Consider the following 18,162-nt stretch of genomic DNA (forward strand, 5'->3'; position numbering starts at 1 on the left):
GGTGTTGCGGAAGTCAGGGGGTGCCGCGCTTCTCGCACTCGTTGCGCAGCGGGTAGATCCAGCCCGGTGGGTTCGCGGACAGCTCATCCCGGAGGAAGAAGTAGGCCATCACGCCCACGTTGAACTCCGAGTGCCGCAGCCACTCCTGGAGCGCCGCCGTGTCCGAGCCGTCGCGGATGCCATCCGTCAGGGGGTTGTCCAGCGTGCAGACCTGCGTCCACATTGTCGTTCCGCCCACGGCCGTGACGTTGGCGCTGGGCGGGGTGGCGGTGCCGAACTTCCCCTGCCGGATGAGGTCGCAGGCGCCGCGTGCCGCGCCGAGCATGTTCGCGCCCCACGACGCCCAGTCCCGCGTGTCGGCGGAGAAGTCGATGTCCACCTCGCCGTACTTCACCCAGGCCTGCATGAACTCCTCGGTGAACTGGACCGTCGTGCCACCGCCGGCCATCCAGAGCAGGTAGCGGGCGCCGCCATGCGGGCCGTACTCCTGTTCGAAGGGCACCAGGTTGCGGGTGCCGTTCGTCGAACCGAAGAGGCCCGCGGTGAGGTTGGCCACGCGCGCGCCGTTGAGGGCCACCAGCGTCTTGGCCGCGCCGCTCTGGCCGTCGCCCGCGCGCGAGTGGCAGTTGGCGCAGATGCCCTGGAAGGCGGTGGCGCCCGGCGTGGACTGGTAGAGCCGCCCCCAGCTGTAGCGGGGCCGCCCCAGCGTATCCAGCATCCACGGCTCGATGGGCTCCGGGGCGGACTGGGTCGGGAAGGAGCAGCCGGGCTTGCCCACCCACCAGTTCGTGGGGAAGGACTTCCGAGCCAGCTGCTCGTGCTCCGGCGTGATGGGGTAGCGGGTCAGGTGCTCATAGGGAGGCTTCCCGATGGCGTCCCTCCACCGCGGGTTGCGCGGCTCGTAGGGCACCTTGTCCGTGAAGTCCTCGGTGATCCACCGCACGTCGCTGGGGTTCGTGCAGGAGGCGTCCACGGCCTGCGCCGCCTGACGCAGGCGCTCCTGCTTCTTCGCGGTCCGCTCCTCCGCCGTGAGGCCCGCCTCGCCCTTCCACTCCAGGGAGCCGATGTAGCGCGCCATCAGCAGCGCGGCGCGGCAGTCGACGCCGGGCACGTTGGCGGGCATGTGGATGATGCGGGCATCCGTGTCCCGCGCGACGCGCTGGTAGAGCGTGCTGCTGGGGGTCTTCAGCAGCAGGTCCTTCAGGAAGAAGTCAGGCTGGGCGCCGTCGTCACAGACGGCGTAGCTGCGCTGGCCGTTGCTCTCCTTCACGCCACAGGGGTTCCAGCCGAACAGGATGCCGCCCGCGGAGAAGTCCAGCGAGGCGATGGCGGGGTTGCTCTGCACGGCGAACCCGTTCGGGTTGTGGCACTGCGCGCAGTTGCCGACGAAGTAGCCCTGCAGCTCCAGGGCCTCCTTGCCCGGGGCCGCCTGCCCCTCCGGGACCGCCTGCCGCGCGAACCCCTCCAGCGTCGGGAGCAGGCCCTTCAGCTCCTGCCGCGTGGCGGACGCCGGCAGTCCGGTGATGACGCCCAGGCGCACCAGCCGCTCGAGTTGGCCCAGCTCGTCCTCCTGGATGTTCGCGCTCACGTCCACGCCCGCCTCGCCCGCGGCGCGGCGGTTGAGCTGCAGCGGCGTGAAGCCGAGCACGAAGTTCTGCCCCTCGGAGCCGGAATGACAGTTCACGCAGCGGTGCGCGCCGGGGATGGCGTAGTTGCGCGTCTTCCCCGTGCCCTCGTGCTCCGTGTAGACGAGGACGCGGTCGGAGAACGGCTCCCCGTCGCGGTAGCGCAGGTCATGCAGCTGCGCGACGGTGCCCTCGTTGTTCCAGAGGTAGGTGCCGAAGAGCGACTGGTTCCAGGGCTCACGGACGACGATGAGGCGCGTCTCGATCTTCAGGTAGCGCACGTAGCCATCCTTCCCGGCCACGGACTTGAAGAACGTCTTGTAGAAGCGCGTGTTCGGCGGGATGTGGAACTTCTTCGTCTCCGCGTCGTACCGGATGGACTGGCCCGCCGGCACGTGCACCAGGCGCAGCTTCTTGGCGTGGTCCGAGAAGAGCGGATAGGTGGGCGCGAAGGCGAAGGTGCCGTGCGCCGCCAGCTTCCGCACGTCGAAGGTCGCGATGTCCGTGTCCGTGTCGGACAGCAGGGGCGGCAGCTTCGTGAGCGCCGCGAAGGCCGCGTCCTTGTCCGGGTCACTCCCGAACAGCTCCTGCTTCGTGACGTCGGGGACGCAGTGGCCCAGGTCGGTCATCGCCGCCGCCACCTCGGCCGTCACGGCGACCCCGCCCGTGGCCGTGCTCTCGCAGCTCCCCGTGAACGCACCCGTGGGCGCCCCCTGGCCCAGCCACGCGTTGAGCGCGCACGCCAGCGCCACCGCCTGCTTCGTCTGTTCGGGCGTGGCCAGCGGGGGCATCTCCCCCTGGGATGCCTTCAGGGCCATCCTCGCCCCGTCCTTCTTCAGTCCTTCCAGACTGGCGCCGTACTGGAAGCCTCCCGTGGCGTTGGGCGGCGCGTGGCATTGGCCGCACTGCGCATCCACGCGGGCCTTCAGCCCGTCGAAGGTCTCCGTGAACGTCACGGCGGGCGCCCCGGCGCGCATCGGGATGCGCTCACCCGAACGCGCGGGCGGACAGACGACCTCGGGCGCGGGCGGAGGTGGAGCCGGCGTCGGAGGGGGTTCGGAAGAACAGCCCGACGCGAGCACCCCGGCCCACAGCAGGACTCCCCAGGTCAGACCTGGCACCCACCCCTTGCGTGTCATCTGCATGTGTTCGGGCCCCTCGTCCGTCGATGGCGTTGGCCAGACACCCCGCCGTCGGAGAACGACGCGGCAGGGCGCCCATCACGAACGGCACCCTACCGCCGGGGACCTGTCTTTCTTTGACAAGTCCTTGCAACACCTGCCGTCACGGCGTCGTGACGACCTGAAGCCTGCCAAGCCGGTCACCGAAGCGCTCGGTAAACCAGACACCGCCATCCAGGCAGAAGAAGCCCGCCGGTCCGAAGGAGATGCCGGAGGGCAGGCTGTCGGGGGTCGGGAGCTCGAACTCGGTGATGACCCCGGCCCGGGTGATGCGGCCCACCTTGTTGCCGAACTGCTCGACGAACCAGACGTTGCCGTCGGCGCCGACGGACAGCGCGGCGGGACCGCTGTCGGCGGTCGGGATGGCGTACTCGGTCACCACGCCCGCCGGGGTGATGCGGCCCACCTTGTTGCCGAACTGCTCGGTGAACCACATGGCGCCATCCAGGCCCGGCGCGATGGCGCTGGGGCCGCTGTCCGGCGTGGGGAGGCTGAACTCCCGCAGGCTGCCGTCCGCCGGAGAGATGACGCCAATCTTGTTGCCGGCCAGCTCCGTGAACCAGATGTTCCCGTCGACGCCCAGGCTGATGCCGCGCGGCTGCGAGGCCAGCGTGGGAATGGCGTACTCGGTCACCACGCCCACCGGGGTGATGCGGCCGATGCGGTTGCCCGTCACCTCGGTGAACCAGACGTTGCCGTCCAGGCCCGCGGTGATGCCGAACGGAGCCGAGCCCCGCTCCGGGAGCTTGAACTCCGTCACGACCCCGTCGCGGGTGATGCGGCCCACCTGGTCCACGCTCAGCTCGGTGAACCAGAGGTTGCCGTCCAGGCCCGGGGTGATGTTCTGGGGCGAGGCGGAAGGGGTGGGCAGGGCGAACTGGGTCACCTGGCCGTCCCGGGTGGCGCGGCCGAGGGTGTTGCTGCCGGCCTGGGTGAACCACAGCTTCAGGTCCGGTCCCACGGTGATGCCCAGGGGCTCCGAGCCCGGGGCGAGCGCGATCTCCTTCAGGGCGCCCACGGTGCCTCCGGGCTTCTGGCAGACCCAGGACGGGCTCGCATCGCGAGAGGCGGAGTCAGCGAGCGCGGGGGCGCCGATGAGGGTCGAGGATGCGACGAGCAACGTGACGATGGAACGCATGGCTTCGGGTTCTCCGGGTGACAGCGGGGGTGGGGTTACGGCGGGCGGCCCACGGCGGAAGGGCCAGGAGGGGTCACCCTCCCGGCCCGGTGCTGCGTCCTGCCTGGGATTCAGCGGGGGACTACTGGCAGAGGCCGGCGCCCTTGCCGTCGTTGTTCGTGCCGCCGCACTTCAGCGCGCCGGTGGTGTCGCAGGCGATGAAGCCCTGGTTGACCAGGATGTTCTCGAAGGCCTGCTTGTTCGCGGCGCTGTAGGCGTACGCGTAGAGGATGCGCTCGTTGGTCGAACGGGTGTTGGTGGTGCTCTCGTTCAGGAAGAGCGCGCGGGACAGCGGGTAGGCGTTGGCCTTGTCCGTGAGGAACTTGCGGACGTTGGTCACGGAGGGCGCGATGCTGTTCACGCTGAGCGCCTTGTTGCCCGTGCGGCTGGCCGAGTCACCGGAGTAGCCGATGGCGTTGGCGTCCGTCGCGGTCAGCTTGCCAATGCACTTCGTGGCGCTGGTCTCACCGGCGCAGGCCGCCGGCAGGGCGCCGTCGGAGACGACGATGACGCCGGGGCAGAAGGTGCCGCCACCCACCAGCGACTTGAACGTGTCCGTGGTGCCGGACAGGTCGTCGCGGCGGTACTTCGTGAGGGTGCTGACGCAGGAGCCCGGGACGGCGACGCCCGCGCTGTCCGTGGCGAAGTAGATCTTCCGCAGGTCCGCCAGGGAGATGTCCGTCAGCGGGTTGCTGGAGTTCACGAACGCGTTCACCGCGTCCAGCGCGATGATGTTGCTGCGCTCGCCCGTGCGGCAGGGCGCCTTGAAGTCGCGCGACATCGGCGCGAGCGCCTGCTGACGCGCGGTGCAGTAGCCCGCGGAGCCGTCACGCAGACAGCCTTCGCCCACGCCGGAGCCCTTGCCCTGGACGTTCAGGTTGGCGCTGGAGGCGAGGCTGGCGGCGATCATCGCGTCCTTCAGGGTGTCCGAGCCGTAGAACTCCCGGTTCGGCCCCAGCTCCTGCACCACCGACTCCAGCGGCTCACCCGCGGTGGCCGACTCGCCACCACAACCCACGACCGACATCGCGGCCACAGCGACGGACATCACCCACTTCATCGTCGTCTTCATGGACAGCTCCTGGTTGGTGCCTGATGCAGGTTGAACAGCCTTCAGAAAGCCCGTGTCTGTCACCGGGCGGACCCCGGCCCTTCCGCCTCGCGCGGTCCTGAGAGACTGGCTGTGACGGAAAAGCCATCGACCCCGGTTCCCCCCCGGATTCGACGGAAGGGAAGATGCCTCAATGGCAGACGAGGACATGACTCAACTTCGTCAAATCCCTGCATGCGTCAGGTCACGCCGCGCGGGCGGATTGTTTCTTGCGAGGGGAAGCACAATCCCTCACGCGCCCGCGACACGGCCGCGGGCGTCGTTCGTTACCGTTCGTGCGATTCCGAACGGGAGGATTTACCGGCTGGAGGACAGACACCCTGCCCTCGCGAACGGGGGCCCGCCCCGGCCCCAGAGGGAACACCTTCGGATGAGGGCCCTGGCAACGCGCTTGCAGAAGGGTCGGGGCGCGGTTGAAGGGCAGGGGAGTCGGGGTTGGTGGGTCGAGACCGGGACGGGGTGGCGACGGTGGCGTGGTTTCGGATGGCGGTGTGCGTAGGGGGACTCTTCCTCGTGGGGTGCGGGGAAGCCCGGGCTACGACACCGCGCATCCCGGTGCTCGGCGAAGTGGGCGGACAGGTGGCGCAAGAGGGCGTGGAGGCCCGAGCGTGGTCGCGGACCCTGATGCTTGGGGATCATCAGGCGCCGCACGCGGTGGTGACCTCCAACGGGGACGTCCTCGTGGCAGCGACCTATCAGGAGCCCATCAATCTGGGGGCGGGGCCCCTGCCCTTCGACCGCAATGTCGTCGCGCCACACCTGCTGGTGGCGCGGTTCTCTTCGGAAGGCACGCTCAAGTGGGCCCGGGGCTGGACGCCCCGGAGCGCGGAAGCGGCCCGCGTGGGCGGGCTGGCCGTGGACGCCAGCGACCACATCTTTCTCTCAGGCACCTCCGCGGGCTTCACCCGCGACGGCGCGACGCTGCCCGAAGGGCCGTTCCTGGCCCGGCTGACGGGCGGGGGCGCGCTGGACTGGGTGCGCTCGCTGCCGGGCGAGGGGCCCGTCACGGTGAACGCCGTCACGTCCGACAACGACGGCGGCGCGGTGGTGGTGGGGGACTTCACCGGCCAGCGCGACTTCGGTGAAGGCCCGCGCACGGCGCCCCGTGGCAGACACGCGGGCTTCGCGCTCAGCGTGGGCCCGAAGGGTGAGCAGCGCTGGAGCCGCGTGTGGATGCCCGTGGGCGAGGGCGAGGTCTCCGCGCGCGCGGTCGCGGTGGATGTCTTCGGCGACGTGCACGTGGTGGGCGGCTACGCGGGGGCGGTGTCCTTCGGCGACGCCACGTTCCTCACCGTGCGCCAGCACACGCCCTTCGTGGTGAAGCTCACGCACGACGGCGACCACGTGTGGAGCCACGACGTGCGCGGCACCGACGGCAGCGCGCTGTCCGTGGCGGTGGGCCCGGACCGCGTCTTCGTGGGCGGCGGCTTCAGCGGCCGGCTCTACTTCAAGGACGCGTGGCACCGCGCGGATTCGCACGACGGCTTCCTCCTGGCCTACGACGCCGGGGGCGGCCAGCGCTGGGCGCGCACCTTCCCCACCGGGGCCCCCATGGTCGCCACCGACGAGGCGGGCCAGGTGACGGTGGCCGGCAGCCACGACGGCGGCCGGGCCCTGGGCGGCACCGACCTGCCTCCCGGGTTGTATGTCGCCAGGCTGCTGCCGGATGAGGGCACGTCCCTCTGGGTGCGAGGCTTTGCCAGCGCCGGCACCCCTTCCAGCGCCCGCACCGTGACCGTGGACGCTTCCGGCGCGGTGCTCCTGGCGGGCGGCCTGAGCCGGCCCACGCCGGAAGAGGGCCCGTCCCAGCGGTCGCAGGACGGCTTCCTCCTGCGCCTGAACCCCTGAACAGGTCTGTCTTCAGGTGTCTTGAATTGAACAGGCCTGTCCGCTGAAGCCCGGCGTGCGTCCGACCCGCCGGGTGACGCACCCGCCCGTCCCCCCGGTATTCCGCTTGACGGGATGCGGCATGTTTTCCCTGAATTCGACTTCTGCCTTTCGGCCGTGATAAACGCGACCAGCCTTCAAGGGCCGTCTGGTCTTGAAGGGCGAGGCTGCGCTGAAGCGCCGGCGGGGGATTTATTTCGAACGCAGGCGGCCAACCCCTCGACATCACTCCCTTGAGTCACGTGAGAGGTTGCACCCCATGACACCCACCGTTCCACGGATGGACGCTCTCCGGAAGAGTGTCACCGGCACGGCCACGCGGGTCCTCGGACTGCTGGCGCTGCTGGCCGGTACCACCGCGAGCGCGAGCGAGGCGGACCTGGTCCTCCCCGACTTCCGCTCCGTCACCTTCATTGGCGGCCTCAACGGACAGCAGTTGCTGATGTCCGGTATCGCCGTCTGTGTCTTCGGCCTCGTCTTCGGCTTCCTCCAGTACTCCAGCCTCCAGAAGATGCCCGTGCACCGGGCGATGCTGGAGATCTCCGAGCTCATCTACGAGACGTGCAAGACGTACCTGATGACGCAGCTGAAGTTCATCATCGTCCTCTGGGTGCTGATTGGCGCCGTGATGGTGGGCTACTTCGGCTTCCTGCGGCACATGGAAGCCGGCCGCGTGGCCATCATCCTGTTCGCCAGCCTCGTGGGCATCGCCGGCAGCTGCGGCGTGGCCTGGTTCGGCATCCGGGTGAACACGTTCGCCAACAGCCGCACGGCGTTCGCGTCCCTGCGGGGCAAGCCCTACCCCACGTACGCCATCCCGCTGCAGGCGGGCATGTCCATTGGCATGGTGCTCATCAGCACGGAGCTCCTGCTGATGCTCTTCATCCTCCTGTTCGTCCCGGCGGACTTCGCGGGTGCGTGCTTCATCGGCTTCGCCATCGGTGAGTCGCTGGGCGCGTCCGTGCTGCGCATCGCGGGCGGCATCTTCACGAAGATCGCCGACATCGGGTCCGACCTGATGAAGATCGTCTTCAAGATCAAGGAAGACGACGCGCGCAACCCCGGCGTCATCGCGGACTGCACCGGCGACAACGCGGGCGACAGCGTGGGCCCCTCGGCGGACGGCTTCGAGACCTACGGCGTCACCGGCGTGGCGCTCATCACGTTCATCCTGCTCGCGGTGGGTGGCGAGTACCGGGTCCAGCTGCTCGTGTGGATCTTCATGATGCGCATCGTGATGGTGGTGGCCTCGCTGGTGTCCTACTGGATCAACGACGCCGTCCAGAGCGCCCGCTACAAGAACGCGGACCACATGAACTTCGAGACGCCGCTCACCGCGCTGGTGTGGCTGACGTCCATCGTGTCCGTGGCGCTGACGTTCGTGGTCAGCTACCTGCTCATCCCGGACATCGGCGGTGACACCTCGCTGTGGATCAAGCTGTCGGCCATCATCACCTGCGGCACCCTGGCCGGCGCCATCATCCCGGAGGCCATCAAGGCCTTCACCTCCACGGAGAGCCGTCACGTTCGCGAGGTCGTCAAGGCCAGCCGCGAGGGTGGCGCGTCGCTCAACGTCATCTCCGGCCTGGTCGCGGGCAACTTCTCCGCGTACTGGATGGGGCTCATCATCGCGGGCCTGATGGGTCTGGCCTACTGGTTCAGCACCATGGGCGTGGGCGCGCTGATGATTGCCCCCGCGGTGTTCGCGTTCGGCCTGGTGGCCTTCGGCTTCCTGGGCATGGGCCCGGTCACCATCGCGGTGGACTCGTACGGGCCGGTGACGGACAACGCGCAGAGCGTCTACGAGCTGTCCCTCATCGAGAACGTCCCCAACGTGCACGCGGAGGTCCAGAAGGACTTCGGCTTCGCGTTGGACTTCGAGAAGGGCAAGCAGTTCCTGGAGGAGAACGACGGCGCGGGCAACACGTTCAAGGCGACCGCGAAGCCGGTGCTCATCGGTACGGCCGTCGTGGGCGCCACGACGATGATCTTCTCCATCATCGTGCTGCTCGTCGGAACCACGACCAACAGCGCGGGCCTCCAGGTCCTCAACGCGGCCAACACGCAGAACCTGTCGCTCCTGCACGCGCCCTTCCTGCTGGGCCTCATCACCGGCGGCGCCATCATCTACTGGTTCTCCGGCGCCTCCATGCAGGCGGTGTCCACGGGCGCCTACCGCGCGGTGGAGTTCATCAAGGCGAACATCAAGCTGGAGGGCGTGGAGAAGGCCAGCGTGGCTGACTCCAAGAAGGTGGTGGAGATCTGCACCCAGTACGCGCAGAAGGGGATGATCAACATCTTCCTGGGCGTCTTCTTCAGCACGCTCGCCTTCGCCTGCTTCGAGGCCTACTTCTTCGTGGGCTACCTCATCTCCATCGCCATCTTCGGTCTGTACCAGGCCGTGTTCATGGCGAACGCCGGCGGCGCGTGGGACAACGCGAAGAAGCTGGTGGAGACGGAGCTGAAGGCCAAGGGCACGGAGCTGCACGCGGCCTGCGTCGTGGGCGACACGGTCGGCGACCCGTTCAAGGACACCTCGTCGGTGGCCCTCAACCCGGTCATCAAGTTCACCACGCTGTTCGGCCTGCTCGCGGTGGAGCTGTCCGTGGAGCTGGAGGCCGCGGGCCAGGGCACGCTGCTGCGCGTCTTCTCCGCGGTGTTCTTCGTCCTGTCGATGTTCTTCGTGTACCGCAGCTTCTACGGCATGCGCATCGAGAGCGTGGTCTCGGACGAGCTGAAGTCCGAGGCGCAGGTCAAGGCGGCCTGAGTCAGCGGCGCGAGTTGTGAACGGCGGCGGGGTGCCCCAGGGCGCCCCGCCGCTCTTCTTTTCAGCGGTCCCAGGCTCGGGAGGTCAGCCGCCGATGCCTTCGGGATCCGTGGCCAGCTCCCCGCCCAGGTGCATGCCCGTCTGGCAGCGGTAGTCGGTGAACAGCGACGCCACCACCGCGGACAGGCCCACCAGCACGTGCACCGCGGCCACGGCGGGGTGGCGCTTGGCGTACCCCAGCACGAAGGGCGCGGCCACCGCCCCCAGCCCGTAGACGTAGTCCGAAATCTCATGCGCTTCGATGGGGATGAGCTTCGTGAGGCTCAGCCGGTAGTCGGTGAGCAGCGACACGCCCAGCGCGGCGCCGCCCAGCACCCAGCCGGCCGCCTTCGCCGCGCCGCCCCCGGACGCGATGCCCGCCACCACCAGCGCGGCGCCCCCCGAGTAGTCCAGGAGCGAGTGCACGTCCTGCGGCACCACGCGGCGCAGCGGCAGCCGGCCACCGAGCAGGGGCCGCGACAGGATGCCCGCCGCCGCGCTGTGGTCCACCAGCCGGCGCCACTCCCGGTGCACGGCGCGCTCGGGGCGCGGGGGAACGGGCGGCAGCGACTCCACGGCCTGGACCTCGTACATGACGTGCTCCTCTCCTCCGTCCCAAGCGCCTTGGGGGGACGGGCCCCTGACGCCAACGGTAGCCACGCCTCCGGCCCGGGACGCGGGCCCTCGCCGCCGCCCTGCCCGCCTGCTTGGGCCTGCTGGAGGCTGCTTCAGCCTTGGGGGAGGGTGGGCCTGCTTCCTACCCGTTGAACTGTTGGCTGGTGGGCAGGGGGGCTTCCATCCACCCTGCCCCGCCGGGCAGACTTCTGTTCGCACTCAGGCCCTCACATTTCGAGAGGACCGACCGCCCCCGGGCGGGTGGTGCCGCGCCCCACCAACAAAGAGAAGACGATTCATGGCTACCGGTACGGTGAAGTGGTTCAACGATGCGAAGGGCTTTGGCTTCATCACGCAGGACGGCGGTGGTGAGGACGTGTTCTGCCACCACAGCGCCATCAACATGGATGGCTTCCGCACCCTGGCCGAGGGCCAGAAGGTGGAGTTCGAGGTGACGCGCGGCCCCAAGGGCCTCCAGGCCCAGAACGTCCGCGCCGCCTGATCACCCCTCCCGGGCTCCTGCCCTGGTCCCGGAAGCCCGGTCTCGCGTGCGCGCGACCGGGCTTCTTCATTTTTACAACCCGTCGAGAAGGGAAAACGCGCAATCCCTTTCAAACCTTCCAACCTCCCGAGATTACGAGGGGGGGCTGGTGAAAGTTCGAAAGACGTCTGTTAGGCTTTGTTCCGCGAGGGAGGGCGCACCATGTTTGAAGTGACCAATGACGTGAGCCGCAAGACCATCACCGCCCGCATGAGCGGCTTCATGCGGCCGAATGAGATGAAGGAGTACGTGGCCGTCTATCGGAAGGCCACGGACAGCTACAACGGTGGGCGGCACCTGGTGCTGGCGGACATGCGGGGCCTGCGCCCGCTGGAGCCGGAATCAGCGAGCCTGTTCTCCGAGGTCATCAGCCACGGTCGAAAGAATGGCTGCGTGATGTGCGCCCACGTGTCGGACTCCACCATCGCGCGGCTGCAGACGGCCCGGGTGGCGTCGGAAGCGTCCCCCAACGACGACATCACGGTGGACTGCGTGTCGCTGGAGGAAGCGCAGAACCAGCTCGCCAAGGCGCGCTCGCGGCTGTCGCTCACCGGCGACGGGTACGCTTCCGCCGGTCGCTGAAGTCTCGCCCGCCGTCCGCGGGAAAAGGCTCTCAGGGAGCCCCGTCTCCGGTCCCAGGCCGGAGACGGGCACCCGGGCCCGGGTCAGTCCAAGACACCCGGTAGGTCACATCCGCCTCGGTAAAGGCATACACCTCCACGCGAGGTTCCGCGGCACCAGTGGCGCGCAAGCCCGCCAGGAGTGCCCCCTGCGTGAAGGCCCGGATGAAACCTGCTTCATTCATCCACAGCTCCAGCGACGAGGGTGACAGGTCCGTCATCCGTGTCTGTGTATAGTTGTTGCCCGAGCGGAACACCTGCTGGGCGCGCGCCACCCCGCGCCGGGGTCCCATGAGCTGCAGGACGCTGAAGAGGGCGCGTCCGAGCACCGTGGTCCGGTAGCCCTCCACCATGGACTCCCCCAGGCGCGCCAGGGCGACGTCGGCGGGGAGATCCGCGTGCAGCAGCCGCGCGGAGACATGCACGGCGGAGCACCAGGTGTCGAAGCTGTAGGCAGGCTGGAGCTTGCGGTCCAGGTCGACCCCCACCGTGCGCAGGCGCTCCCGGAGCACCGGGGTCATCCGCCCGGCGAGCGCCCGGACGAAGAGCCCTTCCAGGGTGTGCTCGAACACGAGCTTTTCGGGCATGCGGCTTAGTGTAGGCCGCCGGACGGACTTCACGCGAGGCACCCCATGGGACTGCAACGGGAACTGGCCCTGCTGGCCATGCGCGCCACGCCGCTGCCGGGGCGCGACGACTTCCTCACCCGCGCGGGCGTGGCCACGCCGGTGCCCGCGGTGCCGGGCAGCCTGGGCGCGGTGGCGCGCGAGAGCTTCGACTCCTTCAAGCTGAAGCACCCCTTCGACCTGGTGGTCGTCTTCACGGTGGGGGACTTCCCGCAGGGCTCCGGGTGCTCGGCGTACTTCGACCCGGAGAGCCCCTGGTACAACGTCTTCTACGGGGCCTACGGCATCCGCTCCCACAAGCAGGACGGGGGCGCGTGGGGCTTCACGTCCCGGGGCCACCCGGACGTGGACGAGGTGCTCCAGGTGGTCCGGCTGGACTACGACTTCCTCACCGCGGGGGAGCTGGGCTGTCCGCCGGCGCGGATGTGCTTCCGGCCCCTGGCGGTGGAGGTGGCGCGCGAGGGGGACTGGCACACCGCGGACGTCACCTGCCTGGTCCCCAGCGGGCTGCACCGGCTGGAGGAGGCGAAGGCGCCGGACCTCACCTACTACACCGTCTTCGGCGTGCCGGACGCGCGCCACCTGCCCCCCGGCCGCGCGAGCTACGAGCCCGTGCGCATGCGCGGCCACGTGGCCTGGAAGCCCGTGGGGGAGCGGCTGACGCTGGCGTGGGGCGGCCTCTTCCCGGACACGCCGGAGGGCCAGGCGCTGCGCCAGCGCGTGCGGGCCGCGCAGGCCCCGCTGTACCTGCGCTGAGGGCCTTCAAGGACAGCAGGGGCGCGAAGGGAGGTCCCCTCGCGCCCCTGGCTCAACAGAACGGTGACGCGGCTCAGGCCGCGCGGTCGGGCGCCACGTGCACGTCCACGGGCGTCGTGGCGTGCGTGCCCGGCGTCTTGGGCTTCTTGCGGCCGAAGGACAGCTTCTCCATGCCCGCGAACACCACCGGCACCACCAGCAGGGTGAGGAAGGTGGAGGTGATGACGCCGCCGATGACGGCGATGGCCATGGGGGCGCGGAACTCGGAGCCGGTGCCCGTGCCCACGGCGGTGGGCACCATGCCGATGGCCATCGCGGCGCTCGTCATGAGGATGGGGCGCAGGCGGCGGGGGCCGGCCTTGAGCAGGGCCTCGTCCACGGTGTCGCCTTCGCGCAGGTGGTGCAGGGCGCCGTCGATGAGGAGGATGGCGTTCTTGGTGACGAGCCCCATCAGCAGGATGACGCCAATCATCGCGCCCAGGCTGAGGTGGTAGTTGGTGACGACGAGTCCCAGCAGCGCGCCCACGAGCGCCAGCGGCAGCGACACCATGATGGTGAAGGGGTGCTTGAAGGACTCGAACTGGCTGGCGAGCACCATGTAGATGAAGACGAAGGCCAGGCCGAAGGCGGCACCGAACGCGTCGTTCTGCTCATCCAGGCTCTTGATCTGCCCGTCGTAGACGATGGCGTAGCCCGGAGGCAGGGGCTTGGCGGAGATGGCGGCCTTGAGCTTCGTGGCCACGTCGCCCAGCGCGGCGCCCTTGGCCAGCTGCGACACGACGGCCACCTGGCGCTCGCGGTTCTCGTGCTCGATGACGCTGGGGCCATCCTTGAGCGACACGTTCGCCACGTCCGTCACCTGCCGCAGCCCCTTGGGGGTGGAGATCATCAGCTGACGCACGCGCTCCGGGTTGGCGCGGTCGCGCTCCTGGAGCCGCACGCGGATGTCCGTCTCGTCGGTGCCCTCGCGCAGCTTGGCGGACACGTCACCGTCGATGGCGAGCCGCAGCTGCGTGGCGAGCGCCGCCGCGGACAGGTCCACGTCCGTGGAGCGCGCCCGGTCAATCTGCACCTGGAGCTCCGGCTTGGCCGGGTTGGAGTCCACGCGCACATCGGACGTGCCCAGGCCGCGCAGGATGCCGGCGACGCGCTCGGCCTCCTCGTTGACCTTCTTCAGGTCGGGGCCCACCACGCGGACCATGATGGGGTACCAGTCGCCCAGGCCTTCGATGGACGGCGGGTCCGACAGGGTGATGGCGGTGGACACCAGGTTGGGCACGAGCAGCGCGCGGGCCTCTTCCTTGATGACCGGGATGCTCTTCTTGCGCGCGTCCTTGGCCACGGTGAGCACGCGCATGCGCGCCTTGTAGACGTCTCCGTTGGGACCGACGGTGGTGTAGATGTCGGTGACCTCCGGAATCTGTTTGATCAGCTTCTCCGCCTCCGCGGCGCGCTCCGTGGTCTGCGCGAGGCTGGCGGAGTCGGGCAGCTGCAATTCGACGATGAGCTGCGAGCGGTCCTCCGGGCTCATGAACTCCGCGCCCAGCGTGCTGGCGGCGCCGAACGACAGCACCAGCGCCAGCAGGGTGAGCCCCGCGGTGGTCCACTTGTGGCGCAGCACCCAGCCGAGGATGCGCGCGTAGGTGTTCTCCGTGCCCTCCAGGAACCGGCGCAGCGCGCGGAACACGGCGGCCTCGTGGTGCACCTCGCCCGGCTTGCGCGCCTTGGCGAAGCGCGCGGACAGCATGGGGTCCAGGGTGAAGGAGATGAACAGCGAGATGACCACGGCCACGGAGATGGTGATGCCGAACTGCTTGAAGAACTGGCCCACGATGCCGGGCATGAACGCCACCGGGATGAACACCGCCACCAGGGACAGCGTGGTCGCGAGCACCGCGAGGCCCACGTCCCGGGTGCCGTTGGACGCGGCGCTCATGGGGTCCTCGCCCTGCTCCAGCCGGTGGGTGATGGCCTCACGCACCACCACCGCGTCGTCGATGAGCAGACCGATGGCCAGCGACAGCGACAGGAGCGTCATCTGGTTGAGCGAGTAGCCCAGCACGTACATCACGAAGAACGTGCCGATGACGGACGTGGGCAGCGCGAGCGCGGAGATGAACGTGCCGCGCGGATCCAGCAGGAACATCAGGATGATGAGCACCGCCATCAGGCCGCCGAAGATGATGGCGATCCACACCTCGTGGGTGTTGGCGCGGATGAGCTCCGACTGGTCGATGAGCAGCGTGGCCTGGAAGCCCTGCCCCACCACCGGCCCCATCTGCGCGAGCGTCTTCTTCGCCCCGTCGCTGACGGCCACCGTGTTGGAGCCCGGCTGCTTCACGATTTCGAGCACCACGGCGTCGCGGGCGTTGAGGCGCGCGGTGGTGCGGCGCTCGGCGACGCTGTCCGTCACCGTGGCGATCTCCTCCAGGCGCACCTGCGCGCCCGTGGCGCTGCGCGCGACGGGCAGCATCCGCAGGTCGTCCACGCTGGTGAACTCGCCCATGGAGCGCACCGTCAGCTCGTTGGGCCCCAGCTGGAGGCGGCCCGCGGGCAGGTTGAGGTTCTCCGTGCCGATGCGCTGGGCCACCTGCGCGGGCGTGACGCCCACGGCGCGGGCCTTGTCCAGGTCCAGGTCCACGTGGATTTCGCGCGTGTCGCCGCCGGTGATGCGCACCTCTGCCACGCCGGCGATCTGCGCGAGCGCGGGCTTGATGCGGTCATCCAGGAGCTTGCGCAGCGCCTGGGACTGCATGTCCGCGGAGACGGCGTAGGTGAGGATGGGCGTGGCGGACAGGTCCACGCGGCTGACGATGGGGGCCTCCGCGTCGGTGGGCAGCTTGTTGACGGCCTGCCCCACCTTGTCGCGCACGTCCTGCACGGCGGTGTCCAGGCTGGTGCCCAGGGTGAAGGACACGATGACGGTGCCCACGTTCTCACGACTGAAGGAGTGGATCTTGTCCACGCCGCTGATGCCGGCGACCGCGTCCTCCAGGGGCTTGATGACCTGGGTCTCGATTTCGCCCGGGCCCGCGCCCTTGTAGAGGGTGTTGACCACCACCACGGGGAAGCTGACGTCCGGGTAGAGGTCCGTGCCCAGGCGCTTGAGGCCCATCAGCCCCAGCACCACGAGCAACAGGGACAGCATGGCCGTGAACACCGGCCGACGGATGGAAACATCACTGAGAATCATGAAGGGCTCACGTCACCGCGCGCAGGGCCGCGGCGAAAAGGGGCGGCGGCGGGCTACTTCACGGAGACGCGGCTGCCGGGGGACATGGCGGGCGTGGGATAGTCCACGACCTGCTGGAGGGCGGACGGGGCCAGCACCACCACCTCGCGGTCGCGGCGCTCCAGCACCTGCACGTCCACGCGCTGCAGCGCGCCGCCGTTGACGACGAGCACGTGGTCCCCGTTGGAGGAGGACAGCGCCGTGGTGGGGAGCACCTGGGCGTCCTTCATGTCGCCCAGCTTCAGCATCGCGCGCGCCAGCGTGTGGGCCACGAAGCGGCCGTCCGCGTTGGGCACCGAAATCTCCACCGGCACGCGGCGGGTGGTGGGGTCCGCGGAGGGCAGGATGGTGCGCACCACCGCTTCATCCGTGGACGCGCCGCCGCCCAGCGACACCACGCGCACCTTGGCGCCCGGCTTGAGCAGCGCGCGCGCGGACTCCGCCACCGTGGTGCGGAAGACGAGCGTGTCCAGCTGCTCCAGCGTGAAGAGCGGCGTGCCCGGGGCCACCGTGGCGCCCGTCTGGTCCGGGGACTCGATGAGGGTGCCGTTGAAGGGCGCCTTCAGGTCGTGCCGGCGGCGCGACGCGCGCGCCTGGGACAGCTGCGCCTTGGTGGCCAGCACCTGCGCCTGGGCCTGCGCGGCGCTCGCGGTGGAGCTGCGGTGCTGCAACTCGCTGATGCCGCCGCCCGCGCTGAGCTTCTCGTTGCGCTCGGCGGCGTCCTTCGCGATGGAGGCGGCGGCCTCCGCGGCGGCGACCGCGGCCTCGGCGCCGGCCACCTGCGCGTCCACGATTTCGGAGTTGAGCTGGGCGAGCACGTCGCCCTTCTTCACGGCCTGCCCCTTCTGGATGCGCACCGCCTCCAGGCGGCCGCCCACCTCGAAGCCCACCTGGAGGCCCTGGGCGGGGAACAGCGTGCCGGTGACCTCCTCGGAGGCGGAGGCCTGTTCGGTGCGGGCGGAGACGACCTTCACGGCCGGCGCGGCCTTGTCGGCGGCGGCCTTGTCGGCGGTGGGGGGCGGAGCGGACGCGTTCGCCTTGTCGCAGGCGGTGAGTGCGAGCGCTGCGGCCACGCCCACGGCGGCGAAGGCGCGGGAGGCGGTGGGCTTCGTGGACGTTTTCACGGGCGTTTCCTCGGAGGACGGTGCGGGTTGGCCGCGCGGGCGTGACGCCGGCGCGTGGAAGGAGCAGGAGGCGTGCGGGCGGAGACGGCGGCAGGGCCCGCCATGAAAATGGGCGCGGGCAGGGGCTGCCGGGGCGCGGTGCCTTCGTGCATCAGGCGCTGGAGGCTGGAGGCCCAGGTGGCCAGGTCCGGCTTCTGGGTGAGGCGACCCATCTGTCGGGCCAGCAGCAGGTACGTGCCCACGACGAAGGAGCCGAAGAGGCGCGGATCCACGTCCGACGCCTCCGCCCCGCAGCCCCACAGGTGGCCGTACTCGCGGGCGATGCGGTCGACCTCGCGGTCCACCAGGTCCCACATGACGGACTCGAAGGAGGTGCCCTGGCAGCCGACGATGAGCGCGGTGAGGACCTCGCGGCTGGACCACATGAGCTCCAGCATCTCCAGGTCCTGCTCCGCCTCCATCCGCAGGAAGTCCTGGTAGCGCTCCGTGCGCGCGGCCACGTCCGCGGGGCCCGGGGGGCCGTGCTGCGCGTGGAAGCGCTCCAGGCACTCCCCGCGCTTCTGGCTCACCCGCTCCAGCTCTCCCAGGAAGGCCTTCACGAGGCTCCCGAAGAGGGCCTCCTTGGAGGGGAAGTGCAGGTAGAAGGCGCCCTTGGACAGCCCGCTGGCGGCGGTGATGTCCCCGATGCGCGCGCCCTTCAGCCCCTTGCGCGCGAACTCCGCGCGCGCCGCTCCGATGAGCGCGTTCCGGGCCTTCGGGTCTGCGGGGCGGGACATGACGGGCGCATTCCTAACCCGCCGGTCAGAAATAAAACAGTCGTTCCTGAACGCCGGGTCAGGAATCCGGGGGGCGTGTCGGCGG

The 18,162-nt window shown here is 69.7% G+C and carries 13 protein-coding genes; 5 read left to right on the plus strand and 8 right to left on the minus strand.

The genetic code is table 11. The features are described 5' to 3' along the window. Positions 1-13: 13 nt before the first annotated feature. From D7V97_RS00995 to D7V97_RS01005, 3 genes are all read right to left on the minus strand, one after another. Positions 14-2,770, minus strand: a complete 2,757-nt coding sequence (locus D7V97_RS00995) for a hypothetical protein (protein WP_120608686.1) — start codon at positions 2,768-2,770, stop codon at positions 14-16. 139 nt (positions 2,771-2,909) lie between these two features. Further along, complete coding sequence (locus D7V97_RS01000; protein ID WP_120608687.1) at positions 2,910-3,944, minus strand: Virginiamycin B lyase; 1,035 nt, start codon at positions 3,942-3,944, stop codon at positions 2,910-2,912. A gap of 121 nt (positions 3,945-4,065) precedes the next feature. Further along, the gene (locus D7V97_RS01005) at positions 4,066-5,055 is read right to left on the minus strand and encodes a substrate-binding domain-containing protein (RefSeq protein WP_120608688.1); all 990 of its coding nucleotides are present in this window, start codon (positions 5,053-5,055) and stop codon (positions 4,066-4,068) included. Between the two features lie 477 nt (positions 5,056-5,532). Between D7V97_RS01005 and D7V97_RS01010 the strand changes: the two genes are divergently transcribed. Together D7V97_RS01010 and D7V97_RS01015 are read left to right on the plus strand one after the other, a co-directional pair. After that, entirely contained in the window at positions 5,533-6,942 is a 1,410-nt protein-coding gene (locus tag D7V97_RS01010; protein ID WP_233582440.1) for a hypothetical protein, read from the plus strand. A 298-nt stretch (positions 6,943-7,240) separates the two neighbouring features. Further along, the gene (locus D7V97_RS01015; RefSeq protein ID WP_120608690.1) at positions 7,241-9,748 is read left to right on the plus strand and encodes a sodium-translocating pyrophosphatase; all 2,508 of its coding nucleotides are present in this window, start codon (positions 7,241-7,243) and stop codon (positions 9,746-9,748) included. An 84-nt stretch (positions 9,749-9,832) separates the two neighbouring features. Here the strand turns inward: D7V97_RS01015 and D7V97_RS01020 are convergent, their stop codons facing one another. Then, positions 9,833-10,381 (minus strand): hypothetical protein, encoded by a 549-nt coding sequence (locus D7V97_RS01020; protein ID WP_233582441.1) that lies wholly within the window; start codon positions 10,379-10,381, stop codon positions 9,833-9,835. 319 nt (positions 10,382-10,700) lie between these two features. Here D7V97_RS01020 and D7V97_RS01025 point away from each other — a divergent pair, with 319 nt between their 5' ends. Both D7V97_RS01025 and D7V97_RS01030 read left to right on the plus strand, forming a co-directional pair. After that, positions 10,701-10,904: a cold-shock protein gene (locus D7V97_RS01025; protein WP_120537647.1), complete on the plus strand. Its 204-nt coding sequence runs from the start codon at positions 10,701-10,703 to the stop codon at positions 10,902-10,904. Positions 10,905-11,105: 201 nt separating this feature from the next. Next, the gene (locus tag D7V97_RS01030; protein ID WP_120608700.1) at positions 11,106-11,525 is read left to right on the plus strand and encodes a hypothetical protein; all 420 of its coding nucleotides are present in this window, start codon (positions 11,106-11,108) and stop codon (positions 11,523-11,525) included. Between the two features lie 31 nt (positions 11,526-11,556). On the opposite strand, the gene D7V97_RS01035 is transcribed toward D7V97_RS01030, so the two are convergent. Beyond that, positions 11,557-12,150 (minus strand): TIGR02265 family protein, encoded by a 594-nt coding sequence (locus D7V97_RS01035; protein WP_120608691.1) that lies wholly within the window; start codon positions 12,148-12,150, stop codon positions 11,557-11,559. A gap of 45 nt (positions 12,151-12,195) precedes the next feature. Here D7V97_RS01035 and D7V97_RS01040 point away from each other — a divergent pair, with 45 nt between their 5' ends. Continuing rightward, entirely contained in the window at positions 12,196-12,945 is a 750-nt protein-coding gene (locus D7V97_RS01040) for a hypothetical protein (RefSeq protein ID WP_120608692.1), read from the plus strand. A gap of 73 nt (positions 12,946-13,018) precedes the next feature. Here D7V97_RS01040 and D7V97_RS01045 read toward each other — a convergent pair whose 3' ends face one another. The 3 genes from D7V97_RS01045 to D7V97_RS01055 are packed head-to-tail and all read right to left on the minus strand — an operon-like array spanning position 13,019 to position 18,077. Next, complete coding sequence (locus D7V97_RS01045; protein WP_120608693.1) at positions 13,019-16,138, minus strand: efflux RND transporter permease subunit; 3,120 nt, start codon at positions 16,136-16,138, stop codon at positions 13,019-13,021. Between the two features lie 53 nt (positions 16,139-16,191). Beyond that, positions 16,192-17,301: an efflux RND transporter periplasmic adaptor subunit gene (locus tag D7V97_RS01050; protein WP_120608694.1), complete on the minus strand. Its 1,110-nt coding sequence runs from the start codon at positions 17,299-17,301 to the stop codon at positions 16,192-16,194. Further along, positions 17,298-18,077 (minus strand): TetR/AcrR family transcriptional regulator, encoded by a 780-nt coding sequence (locus tag D7V97_RS01055; protein WP_120608695.1) that lies wholly within the window; start codon positions 18,075-18,077, stop codon positions 17,298-17,300. The genes D7V97_RS01050 and D7V97_RS01055 overlap by 4 nt, the downstream gene beginning before the upstream one ends. Positions 18,078-18,162 lie beyond the last annotated feature (85 nt).

The sequence above is a fragment of the Corallococcus sp. CA053C genome (assembly GCF_003611675.1).
In the GTDB taxonomy this organism is placed as follows: Bacteria; Myxococcota; Myxococcia; order Myxococcales; family Myxococcaceae; genus Corallococcus.